At 71.2% G+C, this 24,286-nt stretch carries 17 protein-coding genes; 5 read left to right on the top strand and 12 right to left on the bottom strand.

The annotated features are described in order from the left end of the window. Positions 1-368: 368 nt before the first annotated feature. Positions 369-1,355 carry a zinc-binding dehydrogenase gene (locus tag ADL01_RS04155; protein WP_053740497.1) on the top strand — a complete coding sequence of 329 codons (987 nt, stop codon included), beginning with the start codon at positions 369-371 and terminating at the stop codon, positions 1,353-1,355. Positions 1,356-1,363: 8 nt separating this feature from the next. On the opposite strand, the gene ADL01_RS04150 is transcribed toward ADL01_RS04155, so the two are convergent. Further along, positions 1,364-2,035: a rhomboid-like protein gene (locus ADL01_RS04150; protein ID WP_053740496.1), complete on the bottom strand. Its 672-nt coding sequence runs from the start codon at positions 2,033-2,035 to the stop codon at positions 1,364-1,366. 34 nt (positions 2,036-2,069) lie between these two features. Between ADL01_RS04150 and ADL01_RS04145 the strand changes: the two genes are divergently transcribed. Continuing rightward, a complete protein-coding gene (locus ADL01_RS04145; RefSeq protein ID WP_420719681.1) occupies positions 2,070-2,957 on the top strand; it encodes an aminoglycoside phosphotransferase family protein in 888 nt (295 codons plus the stop codon). Between the two features lie 343 nt (positions 2,958-3,300). Here the strand turns inward: ADL01_RS04145 and ADL01_RS04140 are convergent, their stop codons facing one another. Beyond that, on the bottom strand, positions 3,301-4,119 hold the full coding sequence (locus ADL01_RS04140; RefSeq protein WP_063783449.1) for an SDR family oxidoreductase: 819 nt from the start codon (positions 4,117-4,119) through the stop codon (positions 3,301-3,303). Positions 4,120-4,160: 41 nt separating this feature from the next. Continuing rightward, positions 4,161-11,390, bottom strand: a complete 7,230-nt coding sequence (locus ADL01_RS04135) for a type I polyketide synthase (protein WP_053740494.1) — start codon at positions 11,388-11,390, stop codon at positions 4,161-4,163. A gap of 160 nt (positions 11,391-11,550) precedes the next feature. On the opposite strand from ADL01_RS04135, the gene ADL01_RS04130 reads away from it, so the two are divergent. Further along, positions 11,551-12,210, top strand: a complete 660-nt coding sequence (locus tag ADL01_RS04130) for an O-methyltransferase (protein ID WP_053740493.1) — start codon at positions 11,551-11,553, stop codon at positions 12,208-12,210. Positions 12,211-12,318: 108 nt separating this feature from the next. Here ADL01_RS04130 and ADL01_RS04125 read toward each other — a convergent pair whose 3' ends face one another. From ADL01_RS04125 to ADL01_RS04085, 9 genes are all read right to left on the bottom strand, one after another. Beyond that, on the bottom strand, positions 12,319-13,377 hold the full coding sequence (locus ADL01_RS04125; RefSeq protein ID WP_053740492.1) for a pyridoxal phosphate-dependent aminotransferase: 1,059 nt from the start codon (positions 13,375-13,377) through the stop codon (positions 12,319-12,321). A gap of 279 nt (positions 13,378-13,656) precedes the next feature. Continuing rightward, positions 13,657-14,673 carry a 4-hydroxy-2-oxovalerate aldolase gene (gene dmpG / locus ADL01_RS04120; RefSeq protein ID WP_053740491.1) on the bottom strand — a complete coding sequence of 339 codons (1,017 nt, stop codon included), beginning with the start codon at positions 14,671-14,673 and terminating at the stop codon, positions 13,657-13,659. Positions 14,674-14,749: 76 nt separating this feature from the next. Continuing rightward, entirely contained in the window at positions 14,750-15,688 is a 939-nt protein-coding gene (locus ADL01_RS04115; RefSeq protein WP_053740490.1) for a 3-carboxyethylcatechol 2,3-dioxygenase, read from the bottom strand. A gap of 9 nt (positions 15,689-15,697) precedes the next feature. Then, a complete protein-coding gene (locus ADL01_RS04110) occupies positions 15,698-16,678 on the bottom strand; it encodes a zinc-binding dehydrogenase (RefSeq protein ID WP_053740489.1) in 981 nt (326 codons plus the stop codon). Between the two features lie 139 nt (positions 16,679-16,817). After that, a complete protein-coding gene (locus tag ADL01_RS04105; RefSeq protein WP_159049448.1) occupies positions 16,818-17,255 on the bottom strand; it encodes a GNAT family N-acetyltransferase in 438 nt (145 codons plus the stop codon). A gap of 87 nt (positions 17,256-17,342) precedes the next feature. Beyond that, on the bottom strand, positions 17,343-18,920 hold the full coding sequence (locus ADL01_RS04100; protein ID WP_053740487.1) for an acyl-CoA synthetase: 1,578 nt from the start codon (positions 18,918-18,920) through the stop codon (positions 17,343-17,345). Between the two features lie 49 nt (positions 18,921-18,969). Further along, positions 18,970-19,827: an SDR family NAD(P)-dependent oxidoreductase gene (locus ADL01_RS04095; RefSeq protein ID WP_053740486.1), complete on the bottom strand. Its 858-nt coding sequence runs from the start codon at positions 19,825-19,827 to the stop codon at positions 18,970-18,972. Positions 19,828-19,829: 2 nt separating this feature from the next. Then, positions 19,830-20,696 (bottom strand): alpha/beta fold hydrolase, encoded by an 867-nt coding sequence (locus ADL01_RS04090; RefSeq protein ID WP_053740485.1) that lies wholly within the window; start codon positions 20,694-20,696, stop codon positions 19,830-19,832. A 14-nt stretch (positions 20,697-20,710) separates the two neighbouring features. Continuing rightward, a complete protein-coding gene (locus ADL01_RS04085; RefSeq protein ID WP_078960312.1) occupies positions 20,711-21,274 on the bottom strand; it encodes a 3-phenylpropionate/cinnamic acid dioxygenase subunit beta in 564 nt (187 codons plus the stop codon). Positions 21,275-21,602: 328 nt separating this feature from the next. Between ADL01_RS04085 and ADL01_RS40945 the strand changes: the two genes are divergently transcribed. Next, positions 21,603-21,947, top strand: a complete 345-nt coding sequence (locus ADL01_RS40945; RefSeq protein ID WP_234354491.1) for a tyrosine-type recombinase/integrase — start codon at positions 21,603-21,605, stop codon at positions 21,945-21,947. A 677-nt stretch (positions 21,948-22,624) separates the two neighbouring features. Then, the gene (locus tag ADL01_RS44490) at positions 22,625-22,900 is read left to right on the top strand and encodes a hypothetical protein (RefSeq protein WP_159049447.1); all 276 of its coding nucleotides are present in this window, start codon (positions 22,625-22,627) and stop codon (positions 22,898-22,900) included. Positions 22,901-24,286: the final 1,386 nt, after the last annotated feature.

Here is a 24,286-nt window from a genome sequence, read left to right as displayed (position 1 = left end):
CCCCCATCCTGCACCCCACCACTGACAATCCCCCCGACCTGCGAAAACGCACTCTCCGCCACCCCCATCCCACCTTCCCCCCTCAACCAGCCGTAGCCGAAAGCAGAAAGGCATCGCACCGCACGCCTCCCGCGCCGAAGGCGTCGCCCGCGCCGAGGAACTACTCGACCTGGCCTTCGACGACTGGCGCGACCGACCCGCGACCGAACGCGCCGACGGCGTCTACCCGGCGAGCGACCAGGTGGCCGCCGCCCCGACCCCCTTGACCTCAAGCAAGCTTGAGCTTGAAGAGTGAGGACACCCGAGGCACCACCCGACGCGCCCCCCGGCGCCTCACCCCCCCCCGACACCACCCCTGGGGACCCCACATGCGCGCCATCCGCCTGCACACCTTCGGCCCCGCCGAGAACCTCACCCCCGAACAGGTGGACGACCCGACTCCCGGCCCCGGCCAGGTCCGCATCGCCGTCGCCGCAGCCGGCGTACACCTCCTCGACACCGCCCTGCGCGAGGGCATGACAGGCCCGGGCCCCGCCCCGGAACCCACCCGACTGCCGACCATCCCCGGCCGCGAGGTAGCCGGCACCGTCGACGCCCTCGGCGAGGGCACCCCGCGCCTCTGGCTCGGCAAACGCGTCGTGGCCCACCTCGGCTTCCAGCCCGGCGGATACGCCGAACTCGCCGTCACCGGCATGGAACGCCTGCACGAGATCCCGGCGGGCCTCGACTTCTCCCAAGCCGTCGCCATGATCGGCACAGGCCGCACGGCGATGGGCATCCTGCAGTTCGCCGACCTCGGCCCCGACTCCGTGGCCATCGTCCCGGCCGCCGCCGGCGGCATCGGCACCCTGCTCGTGCAGTACGCCCGACACGCCGGCGCCACCGTGATCGGCCTCGCCGGCGGCCCGGCCAAGACCGCCCTCGTCGCGGCGAACGGCGCCGACCTCGCCGTCGACTACACGGATCCCGCCTGGCCGGAAAAGGTCCGCGCCCACCTCGCCGGACGGCCCGCCACCGTCGTCTTCGACGGCGTGGGCGGCGACATCGCCCGCGAGGCCGCAGCCCTCCTCTCCCCCACCGGACAGCACCTCGTCTTCGGCTGGTCCGGCCAAGGCATCCACAACGGCGGCCCCTTCCTCGTCGAGGGCCTGACCCAACAGGTCCTCGGCCCCGCGATGCTGGCGAAGACGGGCGGCCCCAACCCCCTCCGCACCCTGGAACTCCGCGCCCTCACCGAAGCGGCCACCGGCCGACTGACCCCAGCCGTGCACCGCTTCCCCCTCGCCGAAGCAGCCGCCGCCCACCGCGCCCTCGAAACCCGCGCCACGACCGGCAAGGTCGTACTGGAGCCATAACCAGCCCCCTACCGCCGGGCTCCCCAGCGCTCCACCCGAGCCGACCGCTCCCCACCCCCGGCCTTCGGACCCCGCCTCTGCCCCCGCGTCAACGGCCAGCAGGCAAACCCGACCACCGCCGCGGTGAAGTGCCCGAGATCGGTGAACGTCCGCGACACGACCAGCGGAACCCCGTACACCGCGACAACCCCCACCGCATACCCGTACCGCCACGGCCGAGGGATCCGATACGTCAGCACGGCCACCACCCCCGCCAGCCCGTAACTCACCCCGAAATCCATCGTGTCCGCCGCCGACGCCGGCGCCGAACCGTCCCGGATCGCCCGCCACACCGCACCCTGACTGACCAACGTCGCCAGCACATGCGCACTCACCCACACGACAAGCCACCGCACGGTCCCCAACCACCGCTCGACCTGCGCGTGAAACACCGAATACAGCACGAGGTACGGAGTCCACCACCCGTCGATCCACATCGCACTGGAGATCAACACCCGCACCGGATGGTCCGACAGCTCATTGATGTTCGTCGACCGCTGCCGCAGGAACTCCTGCTCGAACTCCGCCGACATGTGGTGCACGGCGACAGTCGTGAAGAACAGAACGAGCAGCCACACGTACGTGCCCGGAGCACCGCGAACGTAAGCCCACACCCCACGCGGAGCCACCGAAAATCGCATGCCACAAATTTACGCCTGCACATACCCTCGCCAGGTGATCCGCATCCGCGTCCCCGACGAACTGGCAGCCACACAGCTCAAGTACAACGGGGAGGCCGGCCGCGCGTTCATCACCGCACTCCCCGCGCGCACCGCCGACTTCCTCGACGGCTGGAACCTACGCGTGGACGGCCCCGCCATGCACGGCGTCACCGCCCTCGTCGTGCCCGTCCTGCGTGCCGACGACACCCCGGCCGTCCTCAAACTCCAGCTCCTGGACGACGAGAGCGAAGGCGAACCGACCGCCCTCCGCCGCTGGAACGGCGACCACGCGGTACACCTCCTGGACCACGACCCCACCACGGGAACGATGCTCCTGGAACGCCTCGACCACACCCGAATGCTGTCCCACCACCCAGACGCCCACGAAGCCACCCTGATCATCGCCGACCTCCTGGCCCACCTCACGGCCGTACCGGCCCCACCCGGCATCCGCCGCCTCGCCGACATCGCGGCGAGAATGCTGAACCGGGCACCCCAGGCACTGCGTCACATACCGGACCGCGAGGCCCGCACCCTCCTCGAGGACTGCGCGGCGGCCCTGCGCGAAGTGGCCCCCGAACCCGGCGACCGCCTCCTCCACTGGGACCTCCACGACGAAAACGTCCTGGCCGCCACCCGCGCCCACTGGCTGGCCATCGACCCCAAACCCCTGGCAGGAGACCCCGGCTTCGACCTCTGGCCGGCCCTCAACAACCGCTTCGACGCAGCCGACATCACCTGGCGCTTCGAAGCCCTGACAGCCACCCTGTCCCTGGACCGCGAACGAGCACGCGCATGGACCCTCGCCCGGGTACTCCAAAACGCCCTGTGGACCCTCAAGGACGGCGACCCCCTGGACCAAACAGACCTGGAAATCGCCCGCCACCTACGCCACAACTGACCAGGCCACCCACACCCACGCTCAGGGCCCCGCGAACACAAAGAAGCCCAGGTCAGCACGGAGCCGACCTGGGCAGTTGAGCCCCCTATCGGATTCGAACCGATGACCTATGCATGACAAGTCCTGCCAAAGCTTGTCGTGTGATTCTGGATGTGTCTTCTGTATCCAAGACCACCTGGCCAGAATGCGTCCGGAAGGTTCGCCAGTCCGTCTCATGTCGGCTCATGTCGGCTCGTGTCGTCCCGTCCGCTCACGCAACGCTCACGCAACGACAAGCACAACCCACATGAACCTGATCAAGCACTGCAGGAGTCGCCGAGGCTCGCGCTCGCCCGGCGCGGCGTCAGGCGCGTCCGGTGGCTGCGGCGAGGGACTGGATGTCGTCCTCGTAGGTCAGGTAGCGGCCGGTGAGGGCGTCGGCGTCGCCTCGGATCAGGCGGATCAGGTTGGCGACGGCCTCGTCGAGCGGGACGTAGCGGCCGGCCTCGCGCTGGGCGTCGAGCCAGGACGCGAGGCGGCGCTCCCAGGGGTTGTCGCTGTCCCGGGTGCCGGGCTCGATCGCTCCGAGGCCGACGTCCACGATTCCCGGGTGGTAGCTGAACGCGGTGATCCCGTGCGGCAGCAGCTCGATGGCGAGGTTCTCGGTGAGCTTGTTCACCGCCGCCTTGGAGACGGAGTAGGCGCTGACGTACGGCCAGCGGGTGTGCCCCGCGTGGCTGGAGATCGAGACGACCCGCCCGTGGCCGCGCTCGATCATGCCGGGCAGCACCGCGCGGCAGGCGGCCAGGGGGCCCTCCAGATTGACCTCCAGGGTGTGCCGCCACTCGGCCGGGGAGTTCTCCCAGGCGGGTCCGGCCGGTCCGGGCACACCGGCGTTGTTGACCAGGACGTCGATCCCGCCAAGCCGTTCGGTGGCCAGCTTGACGGCCGCGACCAGCTCGGCGTCGTTGCGGACGTCGGCGACGGCGGTGACGACCTCGGCGGGCCCGTCGAGGCCGGCGGCGGCGCCGGGCAGTGAGTCGGCGGTCCGCGTGGTGAGCACCAGGTGCGCGCCCGCCGCGTGCAGGGACTCGGCCAGGGCCCGGCCGAGCCCGCCGGCCGCCCCGGTCACCAGGACCCGCAAGCCGTTCAGGTCCATCGTGTCCTGCGTGTCTTGGGACATCACAACCTCCATAGAGAATCTGGGGTCCAGCCGGGGCGTCCTCACGTGCTCGCCTTCGCCGGGGCGGTCAGCATCCGCAGGAGGTGATCGGCCAGGGACTGCGGCATCGGGTGATCGAACACGAACGTGGCCGGCAGCCGCAGCCCGGTCAGGGCGCTCAGCCGGTTGCGCAGTGCCACCGAGGTGAGCGAGTCCAGGCCGGATTCGATCAGGCTCCGGTCCGGTGGCACGGCCTCGGCGTCCCGGTGGCCCAGGAGGTCGGCGGCGGCTGCGCGCACCTCGGCCAGCAGCCGCCCGGCCCGCTCGGCCGGGGGCAGGTCGCGCAGGGGTACGACGGGTACGGAGGGGGCCGGACCGGCGGGCACGAGGCCGCGCAGCAACGGGGGTGCCCCGCGAGTGCGCAGCCTGGCGATGTCGAACCGGGCGAGGGTGAGGGCCGCGTCGTCCTGCCGCAGCGCCTCGTCGAACAGGGCCAGCGCGAAATCGGTGGGCAGGGGCAGGGTGTCGTCGGGAGAGCCGCCGTCCTGGACGGTCTCCCGCAGCACCTCGGTCATCCCGGAGATCTCCTCCCACATGCCCCACGCCTGGGACTGCGCGGGCAGCCCGTCGGCCCTGCGGCGTACGGCGAAGGCGTCCAGGAACGCGTTCGCGGCGGCGTAGTTGCCCTGCCCTGCGCTGCCGAGCACCCCGGCCAGTGAGGAGAACAGCACGAACGCGGCCAGGTCGGTGCCCTTGGTCAGCTCGTGCAGATTCAGCGCACCGTCGACCTTGGGGCGCAGCACCCGCTCCACCTGCTCGGAGGTCAGCCCGGTCAGCACGCCGTCCGCGAGCGCCCCGGCCGCGTGCACGACCCCGACCAGCGGGCGCCCGGCGGGCACCCGATCGAGGGCGGCGGCGAGGCTGTCGCGGTCGGCGACGTCGCAGGCGACGATGTCGACCTCGGCGCCCAGCCCGGTCAGTTCGGTGAGCAGAGGACCGGCGTCCCGTGCTCCCCTGCGGCTGGTGAGCAGGAGGCCGCGGACGCCGTACTCGGTCACCAGGTGCCGGGCGAGCAGTGATCCGAGAGTGCCGGTGCCCCCGGTGATGAGCACGGTGCCGCCGGTGAGGTCCGGTCGGGCGCCGCGCCCCGGGGAGACCCGGGCCAGTTCCGGTGCCTGGAGCCGTCCTTCGCTGATGCGCACATGGGGCCGTCCGGCGGCGACGATATCGGCCAGTCGCGCCGAGGAACGGGAGTCGTCGTCCGTCTCGGCCAGCAGGAACCGTCCGGGGTGCTCGGACTGCGCCGACCTGACCAGGCCGCGCGCCGCCGCGTGGGCCAGGTCGTCATCGCGGGTCAGCACGACGAGCGGGACGGCGGCCGGACGGTCGGCCTCCAGCCAGCGCCGGAGGTGCGACAGCGTGTCGAGCACCGCCGCCCGGACGTCGTCGAGTGGCGGGACGTACAGGGCCGCGTCGGCGTCGGCGAGTTCGACCGGGTCGACGGGCACACCGAGGTGGTCGGTCCCCCGCAGGGCCCATTTCGGCGCGGGTGCCGCCACCGGGGCGGGGAGTTCGGTCCATCGGGTCCGGTACACCGAGTCCGTCGGCACCGCGCCCGTCAGCTCGCGCAGGGCCACCGTACGGACGCCGAGGGTTCCCCGGAAGAACGGTTCGCCGTCGGTGGTGGCGATGGTGACGGTGTACTCGTCCCGACCGCTCGGCACCAGGTGGGCGTACGCGTGGGGGGCGTGGCGGTCGCCGGCCCACACGTCATGCCAGACGAAGGGCAGGCCGACGTGGCCGTCGGGGCGCTCCTCGGTGAGGGCGAGGGCGTGCAGGGCGGCGTCGGCCAGGACGGGGTGCAGGCCGGGGCCGGCGAAGCCGAGGGGTGCCTCGTCGGGCAGCCGCAGTTCGGCGAACAGTTCCTCGCCGCGCCGCCACAGCCCGTGCAGCGCCCTGAACGCGGGACCGAACTCGTAGCCGCGTCCGGCCAGCGAGGCGTAGTCGACGGTGATGTCCTCGGCGTCGGGCGGAGGCAGGGGGGTGGGGAACGCCCCGGCCGAGGGCGGTACTTCGGCGGACAGGACGCCCTGGGCGTGGCGTCGCCACGGGCCGCCGGGCTGCTCGGACCTGCTGAACACCTCGACCGTGCACAGGGCCGGGTCCGCCACGACCTGAAGCTCCGCCGTGCCCTGCCGGGACAGGGCCAGGGGCACCTCGATGACCAGTTCGCCGACGCCGGTGCCCGCGCCGTGTGCGGCGCGCAGGGCGAGGTCGAGCAGGGCGGTGCCGGCCAGGACGCAGGTACCGTTCACCGCGTGGTCGGCCAGCCACGGCTGCTCGGCCGGCGCGACCCGGCCGCCGGCCACGAACGCACCGGTGCGAGCGGCCTCGGTGAACTTGCCGAGCAGCGGGTGGCCGGTCCTCACTCCTTCCGAGGCGGTCGCGGTGAGCCAGAACCGCTGCCGCTGGAACGGTGTGGTCGGCAGGGGCGCGGGCCGCCCGGTGCCGGTGGCGAGGCGTACGCCGTCCCTCCCGCGTGTGTACAGCTGTGCGGCGGAGGTCAGGAACCGTCCGAGGCCGCCGTCGTCGCGGCGCAGGGTCCCGGTGACCACCCCGGTCGTGCCGCCCTCCTCCAGCATCTGTTCGATCGCGGAGGTCAGCACCGGGTGCGAGCTGGACTCCACGAAGACCCGGAACCCCTGGTCGACGAGTCGCTCGACGGCCTGCTGGAACCGCACGGGCTGCCGGAGGTTGCAATACCAGTACGCGCCGGTCAGCGTGGAGTCGCCGACCCAGTCCAGATCCACCGTGGAGTACATGGGCACCGACGGCTCGGTGGTACGAACCTCCCCCAGCCGGGCCGTCAGCTCCTCGCGCAGCTCCTCCACCTTCGGGCAGTGCGAGGCGTAGCCGACGCGGATACGGCGGGCGTGCAGGCCGTCCAGGGCGCACTCGGCGAGCAGCCCGTCGATCGCCAGGTCGTCACCGGCGACCACGGTGGTGGAGGGGCCGTTGAACGCGGCGATCCAGAGCTGGTCCGGCCAGCGCTCCAACAGCCACTCCATCTGCGAGCGCGACGCGGTCACCGACGCCATGCCGGCGCCGGCGCCGAGTTCGGCGATGACCTGGCTGCGCACCGCGACGACGCGGGCGGCCTCCTCCAGCGTCAGCGCGCCCGCAACACACGCCGCCGCGAGTTCGCCCTGGGAGTGACCGAGCACCGCGTCCGGTTCGACGCCGCGGGAGCGCCACAGGGCGGCCAGCGACACCATCACCGCGAACAGCACGGGCTGCACGACGTCCACCCGCTCCAGGCGGTCGGCGCCGCCGGCCAGCACCTCGGTGAGCGACCAGTCCACGTGAGGGTCGAGCGCCCGTTCACAGGCGGAGAGGGACGCGGCGAACACCGGTTCGTCCATCAGGCCGGCGGCCATGCCGACCCACTGGGTGCCCTGCCCCGGGAAGACGAACACCGTCTTGCCCTCCGTGTCCGCCGCTCCGAGGACCACGTTCCGCGCCGGCGTTCCCTCGGCGACGGCCCGTACCCCGGCCAGCAGTTCTTCGCGGTCGCCGCCGATGACGACAGCGCGGTGGGCGAAGTGGCTTCGGGACACCGCGAGGGAGTGGGCGAGGTCCACCGGCGCGGCCTCCCCAGCCACGGGGAGCAGCCGGGCCGCCCAGTCCCGCAGCCGCTCGGGCGTCCTGCCCGACAGCGTCCACGCGACGACGGGCGGCTCGTCGGCGGCCGTCGGCGCGGGCGACTGCGGTGGTGCCTCCAGGATCAGGTGCGCGTTGGTGCCGCTGACCCCGAAGGAGGAGACGGCCGCGCGCGCCGGCCGGTCCCGCTCGGGCCACGGCATGCTCTCGGTGAGCAGCCGGACGTCTCCCGACGCCCAGTCGACGTGCGGCGACGGCTCGTCCACGTGCAGGGTCTTCGGCAGGGTGCGGTGCCGCATGGCCTGGACGACCTTGATGACACCGCCGACCCCGGCGGCGGCCTGGGCGTGCCCGATGTTGGACTTCAGCGAGCCCAGCCAGAGCGGGGTGTCGCGGCCCTGCCCGTAGGCGGCCAGTAGCGCGCCCGCCTCGATCGGGTCGCCGAGCCGGGTGCCGGTGCCGTGGGCCTCGACCACGTCCACGTCGGCCGGTGCCAGACCGGCGTCCCGCAGGGCGAGCCGGATCACCTCCTGCTGGGCCGCCCCGTTCGGCGCCGTCAGGCCGTTGGACGCGCCGTCCTGGTTCATCGCGGAACCCCGGATCACGGCCAGCACGGGATGCCCGGCACGGCGGGCGCTGGACAGCCGTTCGAGGACGACCACCCCGGCGCCCTCCGCCCAGCCGGTGCCGTCCGCCGCCGCGGCGAACGCCTTGCACCGGCCGTCCTCGGACAGCGCGCCCTGCCTGCTGAACTCCACGAACGTCCGGGGTGTCGCCATGACGGTCACCCCGCCGGCCAGCGCCAGCTCGCACTCGCCCCGGCGGACGGCCTGCGCCGCGAGGTGGATGGCCACCAGCGACGAGGAGCACGCGGTGTCGAGGCTGAGCGCGGGACCGCGCAGCCCCAGCACGTAGGCGATCCGCCCGGAGGCGACGCTGCCGGCCGTGGCCGTGCCGACGTAGCCCTCCAGTTCGCGGGGAACCCGATCCGTGTCGGTGACGTAGTCCTGGTTCATCAGCCCCGTGTACACCCCGACCCGGGCCCCGCGCAGGGACGTCGGGTCGATGCCGGTGCGCTCCAGCGCTTCCCAGGAGGTCTCCAGCAGCAGCCGGTGCTGCGGGTCCATCGCCAGTGCCTCACGGGGCGAGATCCCGAAGAACGCGGGGTCGAAGTCGGCCGCCTCACGGAGGAAGCCGCCCCACCGGGTGTGCGAGGTGCCGCTGAGCCGGTCGAGGTCCCAGCCCCGGTCGTCCGGGAATGCGCCGACGGCGTCGACCTCGTCGGCCACCATCTGCCACAGCTCGTCGGGGGAGGTGACCCCGCCGGGGTAGCGGCAGCCGATACCGACGAGGACGACAGGATCATCGTCGGTTGCGGCTGTGGCCCGGGGGTCGAGTGAACCGGTGAGTTCGGGCGCGCCGGTGAGCTGGTCCCGCAGATGCCGGGCGATCGCCCGTACCGAGGGGTGGTCGAAGGCGAGGGTCGTGGCCAGGCGCAGCCCCGTGGCGGCGGCGATGCGGTCGCGCAGCCGGACGGCGCCCACCGAGGTGAGCCCGTACTCACGCAGGGCCCGGTCCGGCTCGACACCGCCGGTGCCGTCCAGCACTTCGGCGACCTCGTCCGCGACCAGGCCGAGGAGCTTCTGGTCGAGATCGGTCCCGGTGAGCCCGGACAGGTCCGCCCTGGCGGGCAGCCGGTCGGGGCCGGCGGCCGACGCCGACCGGACGGCCGCGACCAGCGTGCTGCCCGGCCGACTCAGCGCGATGTCCACGGCGTTGCGGATCCGGTGGCCGGTCAGCCCGTCCGCCAGCACCAGGGTGGTGGGAGCGGCCCCGTCGACGGTGATCGTCACGGTGGAGCCGGTGACGGTGACCGTGGCGCCGTGCTCCGTGCCGTCCAGCCCCACAGCGCGGACCTGGTGACCGGCCACGAGGTGGTGGGCGATCAGGTCCGCGAGGTCACCGGCGTCTCCCGTCAGGGCCACGTCGCGGCCGTCGAGCGGGCTGACTGCGGGCAGTTGGGTGGCCGGGAGCAGGGCCGGCTCCCCGTCGGCGCCTATCAGGTGCAGGCCGTCGTGGTGGCCGGTGACCGCGAGCAGCCGGCCGGGCAGCTCGGTCAGCGGTTGGCGCACGATCTTGCCGGTGGCCGTCTTCGCCAGCGCGGTCACGGCGCGGATCTCCACCGGCACCTTGAAGTAGGCCAGCTCCCGGCGGCAGCGCGCGAACAGTTCCGCGCAGTCGACCCCGTAGGGTCCTGGCACCACCAGCGCCACCGGGACCTGGCCGAGCTCCTCGTCGTCCCGTCCCGTCACCGCCGCGTCGCGCACCCCGGGCACCCGGCTCAGGACGGCCTCGATCTCGCTGGGGTGCACGTTCTCCCCGCCCCGGATGATCACGTCGTTGCGGCGGCCGGACATGAAGAGGTAGCCGTCTTCGTTGCGGCGGGCGAGGTCGCCGGTGCGGTACCAGCCGTCTTGGATCGCCGCCGCCGTGGCCTCCGGCAGGTTGTGGTAGCCGAGCATGACGCTCGGGCCGCTGACCCAGATCTCACCGACCTCGCCGGTCGGCACGTCGACGCCGGTGTTGGGGTCCACCACCCGCAGGTCGAGGCCGGCCACCGGCAGACCGCACGAACCGGGCACCCGCTCACCGCCCGGCCGCATGGTGGCCATCGGCCCGCTCATCTCGGTGCAGCCGTAGTTGTCGGTGAGCCAGATGCCGAACGCGGCCTCGAACGACTCGGCGAACGCGGCCGAGGTGACCGCACCCGCGATGATGCACACGCGCATCTCGGGCAGCTTGAGGTCTTCCGTCTCAGCGGCCCGGAGCAGGTTGTGGTACACCGTCGGCACGCCGACCAGGAAGGTGTAGGGCCGGGAGTTCAGTTCGCGCAGGACCTCGGCGGCGGAGAAGCCCGGGACCACATGGGCGGTGGCGCCGACCGAGAGCACGCCCATCACGCACAGGTTGTAGCCGAAGGTGTGGAACAGCGGCAGCGGCCACAGCAGCGTGTCCGCCTCGGACAGTCCGATGAGCGGGGCGTAGCAGTTGGCCGCGTTCCACAGCACGGCGCGCAGCGCGACCAGGACGCCCTTGGAGCGGCCCGTCGTCCCCGAGGTGTAGAGAAGGTAGGCCGGTTCGTCCAGACCGAGGTCGTCGCGGGCCGAGGCGGCCGGCTCGCGGGCGAGCAGGTCCTCGTACGACAGCGTGTCCGGGTGCCCGCCGACCACGATGAGGTGGCGCGGCCCGGCCGGCAGCAGCGCGCGGACCTGGTCGGCGTGCGCGGTGTCGGTGATCACCGCCTGGGCGTCGCTGTCGGTGAGCGCGTGCAGGAGTTCCGCGTCGGACGAATGCGGGTTGACCGGCACGCCGACGCAGCCGGCGCGGTTGACGCCGAGGTAGCCCTCCACCATCTCCACGCGGTTGCCCAGCAGGAGCATCACCCGCGCGCCCCGCGGCAGGCCGAGGGCGACCAGGTGGCCGCCGAGCCGGGCCGTACGCCGTTCCAGTTCCCCGTAGGTCACGGCCCGCCGCTCGTCGGAGTACGCGACCTTGGTCCCGCGCAGCGCGGCGTGCCTGGCGAGCAGCTCGGGCAACGGGCGGATCAGATCGGCACGCTGCGCCGCGGACATGCCTGTCTCTTGCCTGTATGCGGTAATGACCGGGCTCCTATCACTGACGCGGCCGACACCGGTACCAGGAAATGTTCTGGACATTCACACGTCATCCCGATGTGCCGTTCTGCGGCACATGGGATTTCCACGGCTCGGGGAATTGATGAGGCTGGAGCGCATGACGCGGACAACGGATTCCCTCATCCCGAAGCTCCAGGAGTACGTGGCGGCGAACGCGACCGCTCCGGACGAGATCCTGCGCGACCTCGCGGACGAGACCGAAAAGCTCTTCCCTGACGACAACTTCATGCAGATCGCCCCCGAGCAGGGGGCGTTCATGACACTCCTCGTCCAGATCTCGGGCGCCGAGCGGATCGTGGAGATCGGCAGCTTCACCGGCTACTCGGCCCTCTGCATGGCCCGTGGGCTGCGGCCCGGCGGCTCGCTGCTGGCGTGCGACATCAGTGAGGAGTGGACCTCGGTCGCCCAGCGGTACTGGAAGCGTGCCGGGCTGGACGACACGATCACCCTGAAACTCGGACCGGCGCTGGACACGCTGCGCGCGCTGCCGATGGAGCCGCAGTTCGACCTCGCCTTCATCGACGCCGAGAAGGAGGACTACGTCGAGTACTGGGAGGAGCTGGTGCCGCGGATCCGTCCCGGCGGTCTGCTGCTCGCCGACAACACCCTCCACCACGGACAGGTCGTCGACCCCGAGGAGAACGCCACCAACGTGCAGGGCATCCGCGCGTTCAACGCCCGTGTCCACGAGGACGACCGGGTGGAGCACGTGCTGATCCCGATCGGCGACGGCGTGAACCTGGCCCGGAAGAAGTAGGCACGGCGGACGCGAGAAGAGGACGCAAGAAGAGGAGCCCTCGGAGAACCGGGGGCTCCTCTCTGTTCTGTTCAGCGACGTCTCTGTTCAGCGATGTCGGTGTTCTGTTCAGCGATAAGAGGCGAGGGCGGCTTCGAGACGGCGAACGAGGACGAGGACGTCGGAGGGGGTGCCGACCGAGATCCGCATCCAGCCGGGCATGCCCATGTCCGAGGCGTCCCGCACGTGGACGTGGTCGGCGAGCAGTTGCTGGGCGATCCGGGATGCGCTCCCGGGCAGATGCACGGTGACAAAGTTGGTCTGCGAGGGCAGGTACGTGATGCCGAGCCGGTCCAGGGAACTGCACAGCGCCCTGCGCGCCGTGGCGATGCGGACCCGCGTCTGCTCCAGGAACTCCTGGTCCTCCAGAGCCGCACAGGCCGCCGCCTGCGCGAGCCGGTTCACGTGATATGGCATGGCGTCCTGCACGGTCTCGATGCGGGAGACGACGTCGGGGCAGGCGATCAGCGCACCCACGCGTAACGCGGCGAGGCCGTACGCCTTGGAGAGCGTCCGCAGCACACTGACGCCGCTCCCCTCCCGCGCCCACGGCAGCCCCGAGGCGAAGGAGTCGTCGGCGAACTCCGCGTACGCCTCGTCGAGGACGAGGTGCGATCCGGTGGCGCGAGCCGTCTCGCACAGACTCCGCACGGCGTCGGCGTCCAGGACGGTCCCGGCAGGGTTGTGCGGATTGCAGACGAAGACAAGGGCCGGGCCCTTGTGCATCTCCTCGACCAGCGCCGCGGGGCCCACGCGGTGGTCTTCGAGGGGGACCTGCGCGACCCGCAGGCCCACCGCCGTCAGGCTCTTCACGTAACCCTGGTAGGTGGCCTCGTTGATCACCGCGCGGCCCAGGTCCCGCGACGCGAGGGCCAGCATCATGATGATCTCGTCCACGCCGTTGCCGACAGCGACCCTGTCGGTCGTGACACGGTGGTGAGAGGAGAGGGCGTCGATGAGCGCGGTGTGCTGCGGGTCGGGGTAGCGGTGAACGCGCAGCAGTTCGGCGCGTGCCGCCTCCACCGCCTTGGGGCTCGCACCCCAGGGGTTCTCGCTCCGGTGGAGCAGGAGCGGGACCGGGGGAGCGTCGTCGGCGACAAGGTGGACGGCCGGTGTCCTGGTACGCATCAGCAGCCCCCCTGCTGTGTCGCGGACATGCCTGTCCCTTGCGGCGATTCGGTCATGGGTGAGCTCCCGTCGGTGCTGAGGAACGTGCGGGGATCCTTGTCCAGCGCGCCAGGACAGTGGACGGAGAACCTGCCACTGGGCTGCTGCCAGGAAATGACCTCGAATCTCGCCGCGTCATGCGCTCGTTCCGCCCAGCGGCACGGCAGAGCACAGCGGCACGGCCGGCCGGTCCGGATCAGGAAGTGATCCGGACCGCAGAGGGCTGTGCGGAGGCGGTCGTCAGCCCGTCTCCCCCGCCACCAGGTCGAGCGCGATGTCGACGATCATGTCCTCCTGGCCTCCGACGAGTCCCCGCCGGCCGACCTCAAGCAGCAGCGTGCGGGCGTCGACGCCGTACCGCCCGGCGGCGGCCTCGGCGTGGCGCAGGAACGAGGAGTACGCGCCCGCGTAGCCGAGGGTGAGCGTCTCCCGGTCGACCTGGACGGGCCGGTCCCGCAGCGGCCGTACGAGGTCGTCGGCCGCGTCCTGGAGGGCGAACAGGTCGCAACCGTGTTTCCAGCCCTGGAGGTTGGCGACCGCGATGAACGCCTCGATGGGGCAGTTGCCCGCGCCGGCGCCCTGTCCGGCGAGGGAGGCGTCCACCCGGGTCACGCCCTCCTGCACGGCGATCACGCTGTTGGCGACCGAGAGGGAGAGGTTCTCGTGCGCGTGGATGCCGACCTCGGTGCGGGAGTCCAGGACGTCGCGGTAGGCGCGCACCCGCTCGCGCACGCCGTCCAGGGTGAGCCGTCCGCCGGAGTCGGTGACGTACACGCAGTGCGCGCCGTAGGACTCCATCAGCCGGGCCTGCGCGGCGAGTTCGGCGGCCGGGGCCATGTGGCTCATCATCAGGAAGCCGGAGACGTCCATGCCGAGTTCGCGGGCCCTGGCGATGTGCTGGGCAGAGATGTCGGCCTCGGTGCAGTGGGTGGCGACGCGCACCGAGCGGACGCCGAGGGAGTGGGCGCGCTCCAGGTCGGCGATGGTGCCGATGCCGGGCAGGAGGAGGGTGGTGAGGGTGGCGCGGGTGAGGTGGGCTGCGGCTGCCTCGATCCACTCCCAGTCCGTGTGGCTGCCCGGCCCGTAGTTGACGGAGCCGCCCGCCAGGCCGTCGCCGTGGGCGACCTCGATCGCGTCGACACCGGCGGCATCGAGGGCGGCGGCGATGCGGCCGACGTCGGCTGGGTCGATGCGGTGCCGGATGGCGTGCATGCCGTCGCGCAGGGTGACGTCCTGGATGTACAGGGGGCGGGTCATGGGCGGGCCTCCGCGAGGACTGCGTCGTGCCGGGCGGCGGCCCGTGCGACCGCGTGCCGGTCGACTGTCATGCCGGTCACCGTCCCTGCGCCGTGGCCACGGCGAATCCAGCGATCCACGCGGGGATCGGCTCGTAGAAGCGGGAGGTCGTCTCGTACGGCCCGGTGGCCGCGAGGGAGGCGAACGCGGCGATCCAGGAGCGGACCTCGTGGGCGGAGCCGCCGCCCTCCTCCGCCATGCCCGCGACGGTCCAGGAGTCGAACTGCGCGAGTTCGCCCTTCTCCAAGTGGTCGAGGAACCGGTTGTCCCAGTCGGGGTTGATCGGGATCATCGACGTCGTGCCGACGGCGTACTCCTGGCCCGCCCGGACCACCCGCTGCTCGCCCCTTTCCCGCTGCTCGGGGGTCGGCGGCCGGCCCTCGATGAGCGCGTCGGCGACCTTGGGGGGCGCACCGTCCAGGACCGGTACGGGCGGGTCATGGGAGAGGCCGCCGGAGGCCAGGAACAACGTCCTGCGGCCGAGTACGGCGGCAGCCTCGCCGAGCGCGGTGCCGAGCGCCCGGACGCGGGCGACCGGGCCGAGCGGGGTGGCCACGCCGTTGACGAAGACGGGCACCACCGGCACCCGGTCGATCCCGCCCAAGAGCACGTCCAGGGGCTGGGCGAAGCCGTGGTCGACGGTCATCCGGGCCGAGACGGTCAGGTCGACCCCACGGTCGAGGACGCCCTGGGCCAGCGCCTTCGCAGCGGCGGTGTCGACCGACAGCGGGCCCGCCGGTGTGCCGAAGTCACCCACCGCGTGGGCCTCGGTGGCCAGGCAGAACGGGGGCATCTCCTTGTAGAAGAAGCCGTTGTAGTGGTCCGGGGCGTAGAGGACGACCAGCTCCGGGTCGTAGGCGCGGACGAACTCCCGTGCGCCCGCGACCGCCTCCTCGACCCGGGCCAGGACGTCGGGGGCGGGGTCGTTCTTGCCGATGAGGGGCGAGTGGGACAGCCCCACGGCTGCTGCGGTCATGGCGGCTCCCTAGTTCCGGCCGGACGGATGGATGACGAGCTTCCCGGTGAGCGCACCGTCGATCATGAGCTGGAAGCCCTTGTGGATCTCGGTGAGCGGGAGGGTGCGGTCGATGACCGGACGGGCCCCCGTGGCCTCCATCAGGCGCAGCATGGCGACGTGTTCGGACCGGGTGGCGCCGGTCGAGCCGAGGACGCGCTGCTGGAGGTAGAAGATCCGGCCGAGGTCGGCGTGCGGGTTCATGCCGCTCGTCGCGCCCGCGATGACGAGGGTGCCGCCAGGGCGCAGCGCCTTCAGCGAGTGCTGCCAGGTCGCCTCACCGACCGTCTCGATCACCACGTCCACCCGCTCGGGTATCCGCTCGCCGGGGGCCACGGCGGCCCGGGCACCCCAGGAGACGGCCTCCGCGCGCTTGTCGGCGCTGCGGCTGGTGGCGTAGACGACGGCGCCCGAGGCCACCGCGAGCCGGATCGCGGCGGAGGCGACGCCGCCGCCCGCGCCCTGCACGAGCACCCGGTCGCCGGGGATGATGCGGGCCTGGGTGAAGAGCATGCGGTAGGCGGTGGTCCAGGCGACCGGCAGGCAGGCGGCCTCGTCGAAGGAGAGCCAGTCCGGCTTCGGCACCAGGTTGCGGGTGGGGACGGTCAGGTACTGCGCGAACGCCCCGTCGTGGCGCTCGGACAGCAGCGCGCGGTCCGGGTCGAGCGTCTCGTCGCCGCCGCCCGCGTCGGGGTCGCCGAGCACGGGGTGGACGATGACCTCGTTGCCGTCCTCGTCGTAGCCGGCCGCGTCGCAGCCGAGGACGATCGGCAGCCGGTCCGGGGGGTGCCCCACCCCCTTCAGCGTCCACAGGTCGTGCATGTTCAGCGACGAGGCCATCACGCGGACGCGTGACCAGCCCGGCCGCGGGGCGGGTTCGGGTACGTCGCGCAGCACCAGCCCCGACAACGGCTCGGTGGCGCTCTGGGAAATGGCGATTGCAGCAAGCACCCGTCAACCGTCGCCCCGGACCGCCCACCTGCCCTAACCGCTGTGCCGCTGGGCAGCACGAAGGTCACGGGTCACAGCACGGCAGCGGACCGGAAGCCTGGGGAGGCGGCTTCCGGCCCGCTGCGGCACGGGGTTCAGCTCAGTGGGGCATGTCGTCGAGGGCTGTGGACAGTCCCGCGATGTGCGGAGGTTCGGCGGCGAACAGCACGACCGGGCCGCCGGGCAGATCCGCCTCGGCGACACGGCGGAAGCCGCCGTCCGCCAGGACGCGCTGGGTGCGCGGGTCGTCCTCGTGCGGCGCGGCGACGATCCGGCGGCAGCGCGGGTCGGCGACGAACAGGGCGGGTGCGAGCGCCCGCAGCAGTCCGGCGGCGCAGTCCGGCGCGGACGGGTCCAGCCGTACGGCGATGTCGTGCGCGCCGATGGGGTAGGCGGCCCGCAACGGGTCCTGCCACACGCGCCGGACGCCCACCGTGAACGCCTCGGGACCGTCGCCGCGGGAGGCCAGGTACGTGTGCGCCCGGGGGCCGGCCGGCCGCAGAGCCCAGCCGTCGTCGAGGGCGGGCAGCTCAGACATCGGCACGGAGTCGGAGAAAGGGGCCACGGTGCCGCTCCTGGGGTCGAGGGCCCCGGCAGCGGGGTGCCGGGGTGCGGTGTCAGGGGGTCAGGGGGTGGGGACGGCCGGCCGTGCGGTCACTTGGCGGCGCAGTTCCGGCTTGTCCAGCTTGCCGCTGGCGTTGCGCGGCAGCCGTTCGACGACCTCGACCCGGGTGGGGAGCTTGTAGCGGGCCAGATGACGGCCGGTGAACTCGCGCACCTCCTCGACCGTGGGCCGCGCGCCTGGCCTGCAGGCCAGGACGGCCAGGACGGTCTCGCCCCACTTGGGGTCCGGTACACCGACGACGGCGGCGTCCAGGACGTCAGGGTGCTCCACGAGGACCCGCTCGACCTCCGCCGGATAGATGTTCTCGCCGCCGCTGATGATCATGTCCTTCAGCCGGTCCACGATGTAGTGGAAGCCGTCCTCGTCCCGGTAGGCGATGTCGCCGGTGCGGAACCAGCCCCGGTCGTCGAACGCCGTCCGGGTGGCCTCCGGGTTGTCCCAGTAGCCGACGGCCACGTTCGGGCCGCGGACACAGATCTCGCCCTGGGTGTCCGGGCTGTCGATCTCGGCGCCGGTGACCGGGTCGATCAGCCGTATCTCGGTGTACGGCATCGGAAGCCCGGCCGATCCGGTCTTCCGGGACGTCAGCGGGGCCGGAAGGTAGGTGGCGAACGGGGCCGTCTCGGTCAGTCCCCACGCCTGCTGGAGCAGCAGCCCCACCGCGTCGTAGTCCCGGATCAGCTGCGGCGGCACCGGGGCGCCGGCGGCGATCGGCGAGCGCAGGGCGCTCAGGTCGCTCTCGGCGAACCTCGGCGTGCGGGCCAGCGCCGCGTACATGGCGGGAACCGCGAAGAAGGTGTTCACCCGGTACCGGACGAGGTCCTCCAGGCAGCGGGCGGGGTCGAAGCCCCGGCGCAGGATCACGGTGCCGCCGCGCACCAGCGTGCGCAGGGTCAGGGCGTTGAGGCCGCCGATGTGGAACAGCGGGGCGACGGCCAGGTTGACGTCGTCGGCGCGGGTGTCCACGACGGAGTCCACGTTGACGGCGTTCCACCACAGGTTGCCGTGGGTGAGCATGACGCCCTTGGGCCGTCCGGTGGTTCCGGAGGTGTACATCAGAGCCGCGAGGTCGCCCTCGTACAGGGCGACGGGTTCGCGTACGGGGCGGTGCGCGCCGTGCAGCGCGGACAGCGGCGTCCATGCGGGGTCCGGCTCCGGCGTGGCAGGGCACTCGGGGTCGGTGTCGACCAGCACCAGGCTGCGGGCGGGAACGTCCTGCCGTACGGAGGCGACCAGTTCGCGGTGCCCCTCCTCCACGACCAGGGTGTGGGCGCCGCAGTCGTTCAGGATGTGCCGGACCTCGTCGGCGGCCAGCCGGAAGTTGACCGGGACGAAGACCGCACCCAGGTGGGCCGCGGCGAACAGGGTCACGAGGAACGCCGGGCTGTTGAAGCCGAGATACGCGATCCGGTCCCCGCGCCGCAGCCCGTGCGCGGACAGCCCGGCGGCGAACTCACGTACGGTACGGGCGAGTTCGTCCGCGAGGATCTCCCGGTCCTCGTAGATCACGGCGGGCGGGCCGGGGTACAGGGCTCTTCGGTACAGCGCGGCGGCAGGACTGATGTCGACGGCGACCATGGCGTCGGCTCCTTACGAGGGCTTCAGGGCAGGGGTTCACCGGTTCGGGTCACAGAACCGACCCGCCGGCGGGGGCACGGAAACCGCGTACGGCGATGCCGCCGTCGGCGGGGATCACGGCACCGGTGATGGTGGAGCTGTCGGTGCGGGAGGCGAGCAGGACGTAGGGACCGGTGAAGTCCTCCGGCTCGACGCTGGAGTCGTACAGCGGGATGAGGGGCGGTGTCCTCTCGCCCGAGACGGCCTCGGCGGCCTCGTTCCTGGCGAAGGACGCCGCGAGGGTGCGGTCCTGCAGACCGAGGCTCTCGGGACCGCGCAACTGGGTGCGCATGCCGCCCACGGCCACCCCGTTCACCCTGACCTTCGGTGCGAGTTCGAAGGCGAACTGGCGCAGCAGGCCGAGGCAGGCGTGCTTGCTCGCGGTGTAGAGGGAGCCGCCGCCGTCGGTGTGGAAGGAGGCGTTGGACAGGGTCATCACGATGCTGCCGCGGGTGGCGACCAGCTCGCGCCAGGCGGCCTCGACGGCCAGCAGGTATCCCTTGACGTTGATGGCGAACAGCTCGTCGAACGCTTCGGCCAGCTCCTCGCCGTTCAACCGGGTGACGCTGCGGTGGTAGTCCCAGATGCCCGCGTTCGGCACCAGGACGTCCAGCTTGCCGAAGTGCGCCACCGTGGCCTCGACCGCCCGGTGCATGTCCTGCGGGCTGCGTACGTCACCGGTGAGGGGCAGCACGCGGTCGCCGAGTTCACCGGCGGCGCTCACCACCTCCTCCAGCTGGGCGGCGCCCCGGCCCATGACGGCGACCCGGGCACCCTCGGCGAGGTAGCGCAGGGCGACGGCCCGGCCGATACCGGAACCTCCCCCCGTGACGAGCGCGACGTCGCCCTCCAACCACCCCCGGCGCACTGTCAGTTCTCCTTGAGGAAGTCGGTGACCAGCCGCTCGAACTCGGCCTGCCGTTCCATCTGTACCCAGTGACCGCAGCCGCCGAACACGTGGAGTTGGACGTCCCGGATCTGCTTGAGCATCAGCTGGGCGCCGTCCAGCGTGATCGTCCGGTCGTCACGCCCCCAGAGCAGGAGGGTGGGCGCCTTGATCCGGTGGACTCGCTGCCACAACGGGTCCATGCCGTGCCGTTTCGCGAAGGCCGCGTTGTAGCGGTGGTAGAAGGCGATGTGGGACTCGTCGAGGGACGCCTCGTAGCGGGCCTGGGCGGTGTCCGCCCAGCGGCGCGGCTCGGCGGTCATCACGCCGATGAAGTCCCGCATCTTCTTCAGGGTCGGGCCCTCGCCGTTGTAGTAACGGAACATCGCCTTCTGCCCCTCGGTGGGGGTGGGGCCGAAGGGGAGCCAGCCGCCGCCCGGCGCCATGAGGACCAGCTTCTCCACCCGGTCCGGGATCTCCAGGGCGGTGGCGATGGCCGCGGCGCCGCCGAGGCTGTTGCCGAGCAGGTGGAAGCTGTCGATGCCGAGCGCGTCCAGGGTCCGTACCAGCGCGTCCACGGTGATCTCGGTGATGCTGCGGACGTCCAGGTCCTCCTCGGTGGGGCGGTAACTGCCGCCGAAGCCGGGCTGGTCGGGGAGGACCACCCTGAAGTGCCGGGTGAACGCGGGCAGGTTCTGGTGGTAGTTGGCGACCGCGCTCGCGCCGGGGCCACCGCCGTGCAGCATGACGAGCGCCGGCCCGGCGCCGCTCTCGCTGACCGCCATGTCCCCGAGCGGGGTGTGCACGAGGTGCTCGACCAGCTTGGGTTCTTCGGTCTCGGTAGGGGACACGTGGGTTCTCCGGTTCACAGGAAGGTGCTGATGTTCTTGGCGAGCAGGACGTTCTGGTCGAGCAGGATCGTGCGGCGGGCGATCAGCAGGCGCCCGTCGTCCGGGGCGCGGCGCAGCAGGTCGGTACGGCCGCCCGCGTAGAGGTCCACCTCGCGTTCCAGGCGGTTGCGGTAGCAGAGGAAGGACGACTCGGCGATGTACTCCCCGGGTTCGTCGGCCGCGCGGACCATGACGTCGGTGATCAGGTGCCGGGTCCGGGACGGCGGGTCCTCGGCCCAGGCCATGCCGGAGTCGAAGCGGCGTATCCGCCAGGCCAGGCTCGCCTTCGTCTCGTCGAAGATCGCCACTTCGCCGGGCGCCCCGTCGGCCAGTGCCTGCTGACGGCGCAGCCGGTTGGTGCGCACCGGCGCCCAGTAGTGGAGGTCTTCGGTGAACAGCTCCAGCCAGTCCGCGTAGCGGTGCTGGTCGAGGAACTGCGCTTCCCGGCTGTACAGGCGCTGTGCTTCGAAGTGGAGCCGGATGTCGTCGTCGTACGCGCGGGGCGCGTCCGTCGCCGGTTCCGGGGTGTGGATGCTCATCTGTCGGTCCTCCTGCGGGCCACGCCGGATGGGCTCAATTCCAGCGCGGGGTACGGGGTACGGGGAGCGGGTGTGCCGGTGGACGGCACGGCCGGAACTCTGCCGTGCCGCCCCGGACCGGTGCGGGGCACCCGCACGACACTCCGCGGAGCTGGTGCCGGTGCCGGGGCGGGCCCGGGACTCGGCTTCCCGGTGGTGCCGGGGGCGGGCCCGGGTCCGTGATCCGGGCCGTACCGGCGCCGAGGCAGCCCCAGGCCCATCACCCAGACCCTGCCGGTACCGACACAGACCCGCGGCTCGGCTTCCTGACGAGTTGGGCAGTATGGCCATGGGGAAGCGCGCGGACGATCTGTTGTTCAGCGCGCCTGAGGGCGGGCCTCTGCGGTACGCCAACTTCCGGTCGAGGGTCTTCGATCCGACCGTGAAGGATGCAGGGCTGGAGGGCATGGGAGTCACGCCGCACAAGTTGCGGCACACGGCCGCCTCACTCGCCATCGCGGCCGGCGCGGATGTGAAGGTCGTTCAGCTCATGCTCGGCCACAAGGATGCGTCCATGACGTTGAACGTCTACGGGCACTTGTCCCCTGACCGGCTCGACGAGGTGGCGGACGCACTCGATGTCGGGCGGAAGGTCGCACTTGCTTTGGCGGATGCGTCGCTCACCGACGCTTAGCGATCAAAGTGACGTGTACTAAATGTGTACGGCCCCTCACCGTGATCTTGGTGAGGGGCCGTCGCGCTAGGCTGTTGACCAGCCGCTTTACACCTGAGCCCCCTATCGGATTCGAACCGATGACCTACGCATTACAAGTTGTCCGATCTTGGTCCGTGGGTGTCCACCGGTGTCCACCATGGGACTCACATGCCTGTTCAGAGGGGCGGCCGGACGTTCGTGGACTTCAGCGGATCACCCTGGACCGGGCGGCCGTTGAGACCACAATTGAGACCACGACCTCTTCGTCCCGAACGCGATGAGGCACCTTGCAGCCTCGGAGTAAGCGAACTGGCCAGCCCGTTTGACTCCGCTGTTGTCCATCGCCGTCCGGGGCTGTCTGAGTGCTGCTGTCGCGTTTGGCCCCCCGTTTGGCCCCCCGAAGTTCCACCTTAGATCGCAGACGAGCCGGTCAGACTGCAACCGCTCCACTGCGTGTGACGTGTGAACCTCGTCAACCGAGGGGTCACTCTTGAGGGTGAAGGTGCGGCCAATCGCGTGACCCTCGCAAGGCTGGAATTGTTGACGTAGGTAGGACGCAGTTCGAGTCCTGCCACCGCGGCACCCTCATCACTTGATCCCCTCCGGCCAAGAAGTGAGATGAAGGAGAGGGTGCCGCGCGACAACAGAGGAGACCCATGAAGACCACCTCTGCAGGCCAGCGGGGCAACCCGGCTGGCCGCGACCGCCGCAACGTACGCGGTGGTCGCGCTCATGCCCCGGTCGCTGATGCGATTCTCGGGGTTGTGGGCGGCGCTGCATGGTTTGAGCAAGTTGCCTTCGAGAGCGTGGGCCACTGGGAAGCCATTTTCCCGTCGGCCACCCTCACGGCAGCTTTGAGCGTTGCCCTTCGCGCGCCGCAGATTGTCCTGTGGGTGAAGGTCAAGGTACGTCAGATGGTTCACGCGACCTGACCTCCCGTTCTGCCCGTTGATCCTTGGCCCGTCCTCCGCCCTGGAGGGCGGGCTAGGGGTGTTTCACGCGTTTCGTGTTTGATTCGGTTACACCAGTTCAACGGAAGGTCGAGATGGCGGACACGGGAGTCACGCCAGTCCACCCGAACGAGTGAATGTTGGAGTCGACGGAGTGTCGGGGGCGACGCAAGCCCTGAAGGACCGCTCAAGACTCGTTCTGGCAGGTTTATGACCCATGTAGGCCATTGCCAAGCGCAACAGGCTCGGGGCCCGAGGTGTTTCGTCATGCCGACGGCAGCCGCTCGGCTGCAACGCATCTGCGCGTTCACGAGGGGCGGCAGTAAGGCTCGAAAGCGAGAGCTAGGGTCGCTCGCAAGTACGACTTCGACTCACCGGCGTGTGGGCAACCTGTGACCTGCTAGCGCGCTGCCAGCACGACGTTGCGCCAGCATGTCCTTCTCTTGCAGACGGATAGGCAGACCGTGGCCGGCGGCTCCCGCGTGCGCACCCTACTTTGCTCGTGGACCGCTTGCTCCCGAACGCGATCAGTACCCTGTCTGAACTGCCCGAGCGCCCCGCTGACTTGTGCGTTGGTCCCGGTCATCGTCCATGGGTGTCCACAACCGTCGGCGGTCGTTCATGCCGTTTGGCCCCCCGTTTGGCCCCCGGTCCGCGGGCCATGCGAACAGCACGGCCACCAGGTCGACTGTTGTCCGGCCGCACCAGGCGCCCGTCGTGGGCAGGGACTGCTCTGGTGCCGAGCACGCGCTACTGGGTTACCTGTTGGTACGTCAATTCTATTGCCAGTTAGGTCATTTGGGTTGCGCGCTCCTGCTGTGGCCGTTGACACTCCTGTGCAGTGACGCGAGGCGCGCATGACTGCGCCCTTCCTGGAAGCACCGACTTCTCGGGAAGGACAGCGAGGCCCACCCCCATCGCCATCTTCTGAGCGCGAGGCCGGACTAGCGCAGTACTGGATGTGTTCTCGCCGCTCCCACTGAAGCGGGCCGGATCTGCCGAGTGTGGGTGCGAGGGCTGGTTCGGTGTGTCTGGCTCCCGCGAGTGATACTCCGCGGAGGAGCGACTTCCGCGGTGATGGGAGCCTTGAAGGAGGCCCTCCCGTGGCACCTAGCACTCCGAGTAACGGTGAGCCATTCGTTAACGGCGAGCGGACTGAGCTGTCTAAGCCTCTCCGACGCGTCCCTCCCATTCCGGATCCTGCGCTGCATAAGGATCTTCGTGCAGCACTGAAGAAGCGGGGTATTGCCGACCGAGTGGCCGGCGCTATGAGCTTGTTCCGCTTTGACGGACACCATCGGTGTGGTGGTCAGGCTGCGAGTGCGGTCTCGTATTCGGCGGGACTGCGATAGCCGAGGCTGCTGTGCA

The organism is Streptomyces sp. NRRL WC-3618, assembly GCF_001280005.1.
GTDB lineage: Bacteria > Actinomycetota > Actinomycetes > Streptomycetales > Streptomycetaceae > Streptomyces.
Note: the sequence above shows the minus strand (reverse complement) of the source record. Positions and strands in the feature narration are given on the sequence as shown.

Excerpts from the sequence above, each read along its gene's own strand:
- ADL01_RS04155 (WP_053740497.1), top strand. The coding sequence starts at position 369 with ATGCGCGCCATCCGCCTGCACACCTTCGGCCCCGCCGAGAACCTCACC.
- ADL01_RS04150 (WP_053740496.1), bottom strand. The coding sequence starts at position 2,035 with ATGCGATTTTCGGTGGCTCCGCGTGGGGTGTGGGCTTACGTTCGCGGT.
- ADL01_RS04140 (WP_063783449.1), bottom strand. The coding sequence starts at position 4,119 with ATGTCCCAAGACACGCAGGACACGATGGACCTGAACGGCTTGCGGGTC.
- ADL01_RS04135 (WP_053740494.1), bottom strand. The coding sequence starts at position 11,390 with ATGTCCGCGGCGCAGCGTGCCGATCTGATCCGCCCGTTGCCCGAGCTG.
- ADL01_RS04130 (WP_053740493.1), top strand. The coding sequence starts at position 11,551 with ATGACGCGGACAACGGATTCCCTCATCCCGAAGCTCCAGGAGTACGTG.
- ADL01_RS04125 (WP_053740492.1), bottom strand. The coding sequence starts at position 13,377 with ATGCGTACCAGGACACCGGCCGTCCACCTTGTCGCCGACGACGCTCCC.
- dmpG (WP_053740491.1), bottom strand. The coding sequence starts at position 14,673 with ATGACCCGCCCCCTGTACATCCAGGACGTCACCCTGCGCGACGGCATG.
- ADL01_RS04115 (WP_053740490.1), bottom strand. The coding sequence starts at position 15,688 with ATGACCGCAGCAGCCGTGGGGCTGTCCCACTCGCCCCTCATCGGCAAG.
- ADL01_RS04105 (WP_159049448.1), bottom strand. The coding sequence starts at position 17,255 with ATGTCTGAGCTGCCCGCCCTCGACGACGGCTGGGCTCTGCGGCCGGCC.
- ADL01_RS04100 (WP_053740487.1), bottom strand. The coding sequence starts at position 18,920 with ATGGTCGCCGTCGACATCAGTCCTGCCGCCGCGCTGTACCGAAGAGCC.
- ADL01_RS04085 (WP_078960312.1), bottom strand. The coding sequence starts at position 21,274 with ATGAGCATCCACACCCCGGAACCGGCGACGGACGCGCCCCGCGCGTAC.
- ADL01_RS40945 (WP_234354491.1), top strand. The coding sequence starts at position 21,603 with ATGGGGAAGCGCGCGGACGATCTGTTGTTCAGCGCGCCTGAGGGCGGG.
- ADL01_RS44490 (WP_159049447.1), top strand. The coding sequence starts at position 22,625 with ATGAAGACCACCTCTGCAGGCCAGCGGGGCAACCCGGCTGGCCGCGAC.